General features: G+C 43.1%; 1 protein-coding gene. It reads left to right on the top strand.

Features of this window, described 5'->3' with window-relative positions; translation table 11 throughout:
• Positions 1-299 precede the first annotated feature (299 nt).
• Positions 300-797, top strand: a complete 498-nt coding sequence (locus ACM0OP_RS24235) for a helix-turn-helix domain-containing protein (RefSeq protein WP_414530956.1) — start codon at positions 300-302, stop codon at positions 795-797.
• Positions 798-894 lie beyond the last annotated feature (97 nt).

The raw sequence follows: 894 nt of genomic DNA, 5'->3' as shown, positions 1-894 counted from the left end.
AATGCCAGTGTTAGTCAGCTAACACTGGCTACAACACATGGAAGATATATTTCAGGTGTTCAATTAAACGTAAAAAGAGCATCAGCGAAAAAATTAAATGATTTTCGTCTAGGCTTCACCTCCTTGACCCTGTATGGATGTTTTTAGGTTTCATGCTGTTTTGTGCGATCGCACAATTTCCAAAGGTTAGTTTTCATTAACGCAGACATGAGAAAATTACCGCGCCGCTAACTTATAACAGCGCCAAAGACTTCAGTAATTTGTACAGGGTGTTTCCGTGCGGGGGTACTCGCTACACAATGCACGGGTGCTTGCTCCATGTGGTAATCCCCGGTGTGGGGTGGGAGCGTTCCAGGACATTCAACTACTGTTGTTCTGGAAGAGTAGGGGTGAGACACTTTAAGCATCCAGCCATAGTTAGAAATACTTACCGAGTAATTAACTCGGCTGGTTTCTTGTTGTCTCACAAGTATCAGTTTGGCACGCCAAGACATCTATGTCAACAAGACGTGCCAAATTGGTATTCAAGGTATATGATGGAAAAATGTAAAAAACTTAAACAGGAAAGTGATTCACCTTTGGACGCTCTAAGGATTCAACGCACAAACCTGACTCAGGATGAATTTGCTATGAGGTGCGGCATCCCTCGCACCACTTACTTGCGATGGATTTCTGGGAGAACAGAAGCTAGACCTACGATCCCACAACTCAAGAAAATATGCCGTGAGCTAAAAATTGAGCTAATTAATGAACTGCCTGATGAGTTCTCCCCTCCAGGCTTGCAGACCAAAGAGTAAATAACTAACTAAAACCTTTCAACATCCCCACCACCTAACTGTTAGGTGGTGACAAAACACTATGACTATCTGGACAGAAAAGCACGACCAATTTTGT

The organism is Nodularia chucula CCY0103 (assembly GCF_963923915.1).
Classification (GTDB): domain Bacteria; phylum Cyanobacteriota; class Cyanobacteriia; order Cyanobacteriales; family Nostocaceae; genus Nodularia; species Nodularia chucula.
The sequence above is the reverse complement of the archived record's forward strand: the minus strand, read 5'-3'. Positions and strand labels throughout refer to the sequence as shown.

Coding starts and splice junctions, on each gene's coding strand:
- ACM0OP_RS24235 (WP_414530956.1), top strand. CDS start 300: ATGCACGGGTGCTTGCTCCATGTGGTAATCCCCGGTGTGGGGTGGGAG.